This is a genomic window from Bacillus sp. AFS018417, from assembly GCF_002560985.1.
GTDB lineage: Bacteria > Bacillota > Bacilli > Bacillales > Bacillaceae_G > Bacillus_A > Bacillus_A rhizoplanae.
The window spans coordinates 56,011-65,531 of record NZ_NTTM01000028.1 but is presented as its reverse complement, the minus strand read 5'-3'; the positions used below and the strand labels follow the sequence as shown (position 1 = coordinate 65,531).

General features: G+C 38.3%; 6 protein-coding genes and 9 tRNA genes. All 15 read left to right on the top strand.

All coding sequences use genetic code 11. The features are described 5' to 3' along the window. Positions 1 to 27: 27 nt before the first annotated feature. The 15 genes from CN326_RS12425 to glmS all read left to right on the top strand — a co-directional run bounded on the left by CN326_RS12425 (position 28) and on the right by glmS (position 9,338). A tRNA-Asn gene (locus CN326_RS12425) sits at positions 28 to 102 on the top strand. A 3-nt stretch (positions 103 to 105) separates the two neighbouring features. Then, positions 106 to 178 (top strand) — tRNA-Thr (locus tag CN326_RS12420). Positions 179 to 201: 23 nt separating this feature from the next. Further along, positions 202 to 276 (top strand) — tRNA-Glu (locus tag CN326_RS12415). 5 nt (positions 277 to 281) lie between these two features. Beyond that, positions 282 to 357: transfer RNA gene (locus tag CN326_RS12410), tRNA-Val, on the top strand. 16 nt (positions 358 to 373) lie between these two features. Beyond that, positions 374 to 457: transfer RNA gene (locus CN326_RS12405), tRNA-Tyr, on the top strand. 69 nt (positions 458 to 526) lie between these two features. Further along, positions 527 to 601, top strand: a tRNA-Gln gene (locus CN326_RS12400). Between the two features lie 5 nt (positions 602 to 606). Continuing rightward, positions 607 to 682: transfer RNA gene (locus CN326_RS12395), tRNA-Lys, on the top strand. 4 nt (positions 683 to 686) lie between these two features. Then, a tRNA-Gly gene (locus CN326_RS12390) sits at positions 687 to 761 on the top strand. 6 nt (positions 762 to 767) lie between these two features. Further along, positions 768 to 840: transfer RNA gene (locus tag CN326_RS12385), tRNA-Ala, on the top strand. A 296-nt stretch (positions 841 to 1,136) separates the two neighbouring features. Continuing rightward, on the top strand, positions 1,137 to 2,288 hold the full coding sequence (locus tag CN326_RS12380) for a glycerate kinase (protein WP_098309330.1): 1,152 nt from the start codon (positions 1,137 to 1,139) through the stop codon (positions 2,286 to 2,288). Between the two features lie 159 nt (positions 2,289 to 2,447). Further along, on the top strand, positions 2,448 to 3,341 hold the full coding sequence (rocF, locus tag CN326_RS12375; RefSeq protein WP_098309329.1) for an arginase: 894 nt from the start codon (positions 2,448 to 2,450) through the stop codon (positions 3,339 to 3,341). Positions 3,342 to 3,546: 205 nt separating this feature from the next. Beyond that, positions 3,547 to 4,371, top strand: a complete 825-nt coding sequence (gene cdaA, locus CN326_RS12370; RefSeq protein ID WP_098309328.1) for a diadenylate cyclase CdaA — start codon at positions 3,547 to 3,549, stop codon at positions 4,369 to 4,371. Beyond that, on the top strand, positions 4,364 to 5,701 hold the full coding sequence (locus CN326_RS12365) for a CdaR family protein (RefSeq protein ID WP_098309327.1): 1,338 nt from the start codon (positions 4,364 to 4,366) through the stop codon (positions 5,699 to 5,701). The genes cdaA and CN326_RS12365 overlap by 8 nt, the downstream gene beginning before the upstream one ends. A gap of 2 nt (positions 5,702 to 5,703) precedes the next feature. Further along, entirely contained in the window at positions 5,704 to 7,050 is a 1,347-nt protein-coding gene (gene glmM, locus CN326_RS12360) for a phosphoglucosamine mutase (protein WP_098309326.1), read from the top strand. Positions 7,051 to 7,535: 485 nt separating this feature from the next. Next, complete coding sequence (gene glmS / locus CN326_RS12355) at positions 7,536 to 9,338, top strand: glutamine--fructose-6-phosphate transaminase (isomerizing) (RefSeq protein WP_098309325.1); 1,803 nt, start codon at positions 7,536 to 7,538, stop codon at positions 9,336 to 9,338. Positions 9,339 to 9,521 lie beyond the last annotated feature (183 nt).

Sequence of the window (9,521 nt, the reverse complement as noted above, 5' to 3'; positions counted from 1 at the left end):
AGTAGGACGTTGCCAGGCTTGAATTATTCCGCAGTAGCTCAGTGGTAGAGCTATCGGCTGTTAACCGATCGGTCGTAGGTTCGAGTCCTACCTGCGGAGCCATATGCTTCCATAGCTCAGCTGGTAGAGCACTTCCATGGTAAGGAAGAGGTCACCGGTTCAAGCCCGGTTGGAAGCTTGTGCGAAGTATTAAAACTTTTTGGCCCGTTGGTCAAGTGGTTAAGACACCGCCCTTTCACGGCGGTAACACGGGTTCGAATCCCGTACGGGTCACCACTTTTGGAGGATTAGCTCAGCTGGGAGAGCACCTGCCTTACAAGCAGGGGGTCGGCGGTTCGATCCCGTCATCCTCCACCATATAATTTTCAATGTCGGAGGGGTAGCGAAGTGGCTAAACGCGGCGGACTGTAAATCCGCTCCTTCGGGTTCGGCAGTTCGAATCTGCCCCCCTCCACCATTTATTTTTAAAAAATAACCTTACAAAGGTTTATTTTTTTGGTGAGACAAGCATACTAATAAATATTAATGGGCTATAGCCAAGCGGTAAGGCAACGGACTTTGACTCCGTCATGCGCTGGTTCGAATCCAGCTAGCCCAGCCATTTACGAGCCATTAGCTCAGTTGGTAGAGCATCTGACTTTTAATCAGAGGGTCGAAGGTTCGAGTCCTTCATGGCTCACCATTTTGCGGAAGTAGTTCAGTGGTAGAATACAACCTTGCCAAGGTTGGGGTCGCGGGTTCGAATCCCGTCTTCCGCTCCAACTTGGGGGGCCTTAGCTCAGCTGGGAGAGCGCCTGCCTTGCACGCAGGAGGTCAGCGGTTCGATCCCGCTAGGCTCCATACACATAAAAGAAAAGCTTGAAGTCCAATATTGGATTTCAAGCTTTTTTTTGTTTATCCCCCGCGACTCGCGTACGGTAAGACTCTCATTTCAAGATTCTAAGAAGTTAAACAAGATATGATAGAGCTTTCAGTCAGTGGGGAATGGAGATTTACTGATGGAAGTTTTACTTTATTCCGCTATCTTATTTATTTTGAAGATGGAGTTTTCTTGTTGATTTTTTGATAAATTAGAACGAGATATATTTTGTAATATGTTTAATGGTTTTTCATACAGTAAAAGGGAGTTGTTTCATGTGAAGATTATCATTGCGTCTGATTCTTATAAAGAAAGTTTAACTGCATTAGAAGTATGTGAAGCAGTAGAGAAAGGTTTTCGCTCTATATATTCAGAAGCAGAGTATATAAAAATTCCTATTGCAGATGGTGGGGAAGGGACAGTACAAGCTCTTGTTGATGCAACAAAGGGAAGAATCGTGAATATTCCTGTTACAGGTCCATTAGGAAATTTAGTAGAAGGATTTTACGGTCTCTCCTCAGATAAACGGACCGCTTTTATTGAAATGGCAGCTGCCTCTGGTTTACACCATGTTCCACTTGATAAAAGGAATCCACTCCTAACGACAACAAAAGGAACAGGAGAACTCATTTTACACGCGCTAGAACAAGGAGTTCATCATATTGTTTTAGGGCTTGGGGGAAGTGCTACAAATGATGGAGGAGCAGGAATGTTATCCGCTTTAGGTGTGCGCTTTTTTGATAGCAATAATCGTGTTATAGAGCCGAATGGTGGGAATTTAGATTCTATTACTTATTTTGATATGTCACAGTTAGATTCGCGTTTAAAGAAGGTTAAAATTGAAGCAGCTTGTGACGTTGCGAATCCGTTAACAGGAGGAACAGGGGCATCGTTTGTATTTGGAAGACAAAAAGGTGCCACAGACGAGATGGTAGAGAGGTTAGACTGTAATTTGAAGCATTATGCCCAATTAATCAAACAAACTCTTCATATTGATATTGAATTTATTCCAGGAGCAGGTGCTGCGGGCGGACTTGGAGCGGCTATCGTCGCCTTTTTACATGGCATCCTTAGAAAAGGTATTGATATTGTACTTGATTACACGAATTTTAATGCTCATTTGCAAGGTGCAGATTTAGTGATTACAGGAGAAGGACGAATTGATGAACAGACAGTGTATGGGAAAGCACCAATAGGAGTGGCAAAACGTGCTAAAGAGCGTAATCTTCCTGTTATTGCAATTGCTGGAGCTGTTCATTCGAATCATACTCCTATTTATGAAGAAGGTGTTGATGCTGTATTTAGCATTGTTTCAGGAGTAATGACATTAGAAGAAGCGTATGAAATGGGAAAAGAAAATATTTATATAACAGCACGAAATATTGCAGCTGTATGGAAACTTGGATTACAAAAACATCTCTATTCGTAAGAGATGTTTTTTTTTATGCATATTTTAACGGGAAAATCTAATTTTATCACTTTTTTATATTGTATTAAGTGTATATAAATACAAAAAAATGTCAAGTTGAGTCAGACAATAGAAAAGATTTAAAATATTTAGTGAAAGCATAAAAGGGGGAGATCATCTATGAAGAAAGAAGTTTCAATTGTGGGAGTACCAATGGATTTAGGACAAACGCGCCGCGGTGTTGATATGGGAGCGAGTGCAATTCGTTATGCTGGAGTTGTTGAAAGAATTCAAAATATAGGATATAACGTGGAAGACTTAGGGGATATATGTATTGAAAGAGAATTTCAAATAAATGAAAATGAAAAGTTAAAAAATCTTGAACAAGTTGTAAAAGTATGTAACGAACTGGCAAGTAAAGTTGATACTATTATTGAGAAAAAAAGTTTCCCGCTTGTATTGGGCGGCGATCATAGCATTGCAATTGGAACACTTGCTGGAATTGCAAAACATTATAAAAATCTTGGCGTTATTTGGTATGATGCGCATGGAGATTTAAATACAGAAGAAACTTCTCCATCTGGTAATATTCATGGCATGTCGTTAGCTGCAAGCTTAGGACATGGTCATCCATCACTTGTTAATTTATACGGTGAGTATCCGAAAGTGAAAAAAGAAAATGTGGTTATCATTGGTGCTCGTTCTTTAGATGATGGAGAGAAAGAATTTATTCAAAAAGAGGGTATTAAAGTTTTCACTATGCATGAAATTGATCGTATGGGAATGACGGCAGTTATGGAAGAAACAATTGCATACTTATCACATACAGATGGTGTACATTTATCTTTAGATTTAGATGGTCTCGATCCACATGATGCACCTGGCGTGGGTACTCCGGTTATGGGTGGATTATCGTATCGTGAAAGCCATTTAGCGATGGAAATGCTTGCTGAATCAGGTATTATTGCATCTGCTGAGTTTGTGGAAGTGAATCCAATTTTAGATGAAAGAAATAAAACTGCAATTGCAGCCGTTGCATTAATGGGATCTTTATTTGGTGAAAAGTTGAAATAATTTAAAAAAACAGCTGAAAAGCTGTTTTTTTTATTTTAAAATAAAGGTACAGCAACAAAGAATGTTAATACCTCCCTTTTTAAAGTCTGATATCTAACGATTGTATTGTCAGGTTTAGGAAGGAGGTTTGAAATTGTAGTTCATATAATGTATGTTATAATTAACTAATTGTTGTAAATTACATATAGATGGAGGAAGGGTCAGAATGCCTTTTGGAGATATGAATGTTTTTTTGAAATATCTCAGCACTATAGTAGATATTGGCCTTGTATGGTTTGTTATATATAAATTAATTCTTGTAATCCGTGGTACAAAAGCTGTACAACTTTTGAAAGGGATTACGGTAATTATTATTGTTCGCATTTTAAGTTATGTTTTTGAATTGCATACTTTGCAATGGCTTATGGATCAAGCATTAACTTGGGGATTTTTAGCGATTATTATCATTTTTCAACCAGAGTTAAGACGTGCCCTTGAGCAGCTTGGACGAGGAAGTTTATTTTCACGTGGAAGTAATAAAGAGGATGATGAACAGGAGTCTGTCGTCAATGCTGTTGTAAAGGCAACAGAATATATGGGGAAACGTCGCATTGGTGCGCTTATTACAATGGCTAGAGAGACTGGTATGGGAGATTACATTGAAACAGGAATCCCACTAAATGCAAATATTTCATCAGAGCTATTAATTAATATCTTTATACCGAATACACCCCTTCATGATGGGGCGGTCATTATGCAAGGAAATATTATTAAAGCAGCTGGTTGTTACTTACCATTATCAGAAAGCCCGTTTATTTCTAAAGAATTAGGAACGCGTCACCGGGCAGCAATGGGAGTAAGTGAAGTAACAGACAGTTTGACAATTGTTGTATCAGAAGAAACTGGGCAAATTTCCTTAACAAAAAATGGTGAATTACATCGTGATTTGAAAAGTGAACAATTAAAGGAAATGCTTATGAAAGAGCTAAGTGGGAATATAAAAGAATCTTCTTCATCTTTATGGAATTGGAGGAGAAAACGTCATGGATAAGTTAATGGATAACCATTGGTTTTTAAGGGGAATTTCATTACTGTTGGCAATTATGCTTTACATGTCAACAAACCTAGATAAAAATGTATCAGGTGATTTTAATCCATCGCCTTTTCCAGTAGGAGATACAACAGAAACAATATCTGGAGTTCCGGTATCTGCTTACTATGACGAAGATAAGTATATTGTAAGTGGTATTCCAGAAAATGTAACAGTCACTCTTGAAGGACAAAATAACGTTGTAGCTGCAGCTAAAGTAAAACGACAGTATGAGGTATTTGTCAATTTGCGAGGGTATACACCGGGGACATATGAGATCCCTTTAAAATATAGTGGAGTTCCGAGCAATTTACATTTGAAGGTTCAGCCAGCGAAAATAAAAGTTACAATTCAAAAGAAAGAAGTAAAATCTTTTCCTGTAGAAGTGAAGTATTTAAATGAGAACCAACTACAGGCAGGAACGATTGTAGACAAACCTATTGTAAAGCCAAGTACCGTTGAAGTAGCCGGTACAGAGGAAGAGCTTTCGCGAATTGCACTTGTGCGAGCGTATGTCGATTTGAAGGATGTTAATAAAACGATCACAAAAGAAGCGAAAGTTGTATTGTATGATAAAGATGGGAATCGTTTGGATTTGAAAACAGGTTCTTCTACTGTCAATGTCACCATACCAGTTTCATCTTCATCTTCATCTTCATCTTCATCACCTGCAAAAACGGTTCCCTTGGGTATAACGAAAAAAGGGAGCTTACAAGAAGGGATATCTGTAACGAATATAAAGGTTGAACCAAGTGAAGTAACGATTTATGGTTCAAAAGAAGTACTTGATAAGATTACATCTCTTGATGGCGTCGAAGTAGACTTAAGTAAAATTACAGAGTCTACAACCTTCGATGCCTCTGTTTCTTTACCTAAAGGTGTTACAAAGGCAGAACCTAGTCAAGTAAAGGTAACAGTTGAAGTACAAAAGCAACAGAGCAAAACAATAGACGGTATTCCTTTGCAGGTAAATGGATTATCGGATTTATTAACAATGAAATTATTAGACCCGGCAAATGGGAAAATCAGTGTTGATATTTTTGGGGATGCAAGTGCTGTAGAAAAAGTAAATGCAGCACAGATTAAAGCATCAATTAATTTAGGAAATATGGATGTAGGAACACATGATGTTCCAATTCAAATTACTGGTCCCGATAATGTCACATTAGAATTAAAACAAAAAAATGCCAAGGTAGAACTTGCAAAGAAAGAAGAAACGGGAAAAGAAGTACAGGGTGAGCCGGTGCAGAAGCCGGATCAAGGAAATGAGCAAGAAAGAAGGAGCGAATAGTAATGGGAAAATATTTTGGTACTGATGGCGTACGCGGTATTGCGAATAAAGAATTAACGCCGGAATTAGCATTTAGAATTGGACGATTTGGTGGCTACGTATTAACAAAGAATACAGAGCGTCCAAAAGTTATTATCGGCCGTGATACACGTGTGTCTGGACATATGTTAGAAGGTGCTTTAGTAGCTGGATTATTATCAATTGGAGCAGAAGTAATGCGCCTTGGTGTTATTTCTACCCCTGGAGTTGCATACTTAACAAAAGCGTTAGACGCGCAAGCTGGTGTGATGATTTCTGCATCTCATAATCCTGTACAAGATAATGGAATTAAGTTCTTTGGTCCAGACGGATTTAAATTAACAGACGAGCAAGAGGAAGAAATCGAAGTATTATTAGATAAAGAAATAGATGAGCTTCCACGCCCTGTGGGTACAGCATTAGGTCAAGTAAATGACTACTTTGAGGGCGGACAAAAATACTTACAATACATTAAACAAACTGTAGATGAAGATTTTGCGGGCTTACATATCGCATTAGATTGTGCGCACGGTGCGACATCTTCTTTAGCACCGTATTTATTTGCTGATTTAGAAGCGGATATTTCCACAATGGGAACAGCGCCAAATGGTATGAATATTAACGAGGGCGTAGGTTCTACGCACCCAGAAGTATTAGCAGAGTTTGTGAAAGAAAAAGGTGCTGATATCGGTCTAGCATTTGACGGAGATGGTGACCGTTTAATTGCTGTTGACGAAAAAGGAAATATTGTTGATGGCGATCAAATTATGTACATTTGTGCAAAATATATGAGCGAATCTGGAAAATTAAAACATAATACAGTTGTTTCGACAGTCATGAGTAATTTAGGTTTCTATAAAGCATTAGAAGCAAATGGCATTACAAGTGATCAAACAGCTGTTGGTGACCGCTACGTAATGGAAGAAATGAAACGTGGTGGCTATAACCTTGGCGGTGAACAATCTGGTCATATTATTTTCTTAGATTACATTACAACTGGCGATGGAATGTTAAGTGCACTTCAACTTGTTAACATTATGAAAATGACGAAAAAATCATTATCTGAGCTTGCAAGTGAAATGAAAAAATTCCCGCAATTACTTGTGAATGTTCGTGTAACAGATAAAAAACAAGCATTAGAAAATGAAAAAATTAAAGAGATCATTTGTGTTGTAGAGGAAGAGATGAATGGTGATGGGCGTATTCTTGTTCGTCCTTCTGGTACAGAGCCATTAATTCGTGTTATGGCAGAGGCACCAACACAAGATCTTTGTAATCAATACGTAAGCCGTATTGTAGAAGTTGTAAAAGCAGAAGTTGGAGCTGAATAATAGGCGGATTTTATGATAAAAAGGGGCACAAAATGTGCTCCTTTTGCATAGAATGTTTATCTGCAATGAAAAAAATTTCATTGACGATTTATTCCATTTGTTATAAGATGATTTTGTTCTTTTTCTCGGCAAAATAGATTGAAGTAAGAAGCGCCAGAACTACCTGAGACGTAGTTGACGAGGAGGAGTTTATCGAGATTTCGGCGGATGGCTCCCGGTTGTTCATCACAACCGAAAACTTTTACTTAAAGCATTGGGGTGACTCAATGGACAAAGGTGAAAGTGTGATGAGAGAAGAGGAACGGATTACACTAGCAGTATGAAGTATACGGACTGAAACCAAAGAGAGAGGAAGGTGAAAGCCGTTACAAGCTTACAAAGCTAGCGATATGTAAAATCCGTTTTTTGTGTATGAATAATAAGGATCGGAATATGTCGTTACATGTTTATGTGAGAACATAAGTATGTTGTAACGGCGACAAAACATGTGTGGAATCGTAGGATTTATTGGGGAACAAGATGCAAAGGAAATTTTATTAAAAGGTTTAGAGAAGCTAGAATACCGCGGATATGACTCAGCTGGTATTGCAGTGCAAGCGGCGAATGGTGTTGTTGTATTTAAAGAAAAAGGTCGCATTGCAAAGCTTCGCGAAATCGTGGATGAAAATGTAGCAGCTAACGTGGGAATCGGTCATACACGTTGGGCAACTCATGGTGTACCAAGTCAGGTAAACGCACATCCACATCAAAGTGCTTCAGAGCGCTTTACCCTTGTGCATAACGGTGTAATTGAAAACTATGAGCTATTAAAGAATGAATATCTTCAAGATGTGAACTTTGTAAGTGAAACAGATACAGAAGTAATCGTTCAGCTTGTAGAAAAACAAGTGGAGACAGGTTTGACGGTAGAAGAAGCATTCCGTAAAACGTTAACATTATTACACGGCTCATATGCATTGGCATTACTTGATGCAGAAAACCCAGACATGATTTATGTTGCTAAAAACAAAAGCCCGCTATTAGTGGGTACTGGAGATAACTTTAATGTTGTTGCAAGTGATGCAATGGCAATGCTACAAGTTACAGATCAATTTATCGAGCTAATGGATAAAGAAATGGTTCTTGTAACAAAAGAAAAGATTACAATTCAAAATTTACAAGGTGAAACGATTGATCGTGCACCATTTACAGCAGAATTAGATGCAAGTGACATTGAAAAAGGAACATATCCTCATTTCATGCTAAAAGAAATTGATGAACAGCCGCTTGTAATCCGTAATATTATTCAAAAGTACCAAAATGAAGATGGCGAAATCGAACTAGATAAAGAGATTCGTAATGCGATTTTAGAAAGTGATCGTATCTATATTATCGCATGTGGAACGAGTTATCATGCGGGTCTTGTTGGAAAACAATTCATTGAGAGTTTTGCAAAAGTACCAGTAGAAGTACATGTAGCAAGTGAATTTTCTTACAACATGCCATTATTAACAGAAAAACCATTCTTTATTTACATTTCACAAAGTGGTGAGACTGCAGATAGCCGCGCAGTACTTGTGCAAACAAATGAAATGGGACATAAAGCATTAACAATTACAAACGTGCCAGGTTCTACACTGTCTCGTGAAGCTGATTATACATTACCATTACATGCTGGCCCAGAAATCGCAGTAGCTTCTACAAAAGCATACACAGCACAGCTTGCAGTACTAGCGATTTTAGCAGCTGACATTACAAAGGCAAAAGGCTTAGCAGTTGATTTTGATTTAATCCAAGAACTTGGTCTTGTTGCAAACGCAATGGAAGTACTTTGCAATCAAAAAGATGAAATGGATGCAATTGCAAAAGAATACTTAGCAACAACACGCAACTGTTTCTTCATTGGCCGCGGTGTTGACTTCTATGTTGGTTTAGAAGGCGCATTAAAGCTAAAAGAAATCTCTTACATCCAAGCAGAAGGCTTTGCTGGTGGAGAGTTAAAACACGGTACAATCGCGCTAATTGAAAAAGGTACACCAGTTATCGCACTTGCTACTCAAGAGCACGTAAACTTAGGTATTCGTGGTAATGTAAAAGAAGTAGTAGCACGCGGAGCAAACCCTTGCATCATCGCAATGAAAGGCTTAGAAATGGAAGGCGACCGCTTCATCGTACCAGCTGTACACGAAGCACTAGCACCGCTTGTAGCAGTTATTCCATTACAGCTAATTGCATACTATGCAGCGCTTCACCGTGAGTGTGACGTTGATAAACCACGTAACTTAGCTAAGTCAGTTACTGTTGAGTAAGAGTTTGGCAATTTGATAGATATTTGTGTTGATTTACAATAAAGTTTGATTAAAAGTCCTGTATGATATACAGGACTTTTTTTGTTCCGCAATCGGTCCATATTCTGGAATAATTCTTGTGAAAGTGATGGTATTTTGACATAATTGTTATTAAGTTTAAAGGACAGCATGGCGACATAAGAA

Excerpts from the sequence above, each read along its gene's own strand:
- CN326_RS12365 (WP_098309327.1), top strand. The coding sequence starts at position 4,364 with ATGGATAAGTTAATGGATAACCATTGGTTTTTAAGGGGAATTTCATTA.
- rocF (WP_098309329.1), top strand. The coding sequence starts at position 2,448 with ATGAAGAAAGAAGTTTCAATTGTGGGAGTACCAATGGATTTAGGACAA.
- glmM (WP_098309326.1), top strand. The coding sequence starts at position 5,704 with ATGGGAAAATATTTTGGTACTGATGGCGTACGCGGTATTGCGAATAAA.
- cdaA (WP_098309328.1), top strand. The coding sequence starts at position 3,547 with ATGCCTTTTGGAGATATGAATGTTTTTTTGAAATATCTCAGCACTATA.
- glmS (WP_098309325.1), top strand. The coding sequence starts at position 7,536 with ATGTGTGGAATCGTAGGATTTATTGGGGAACAAGATGCAAAGGAAATT.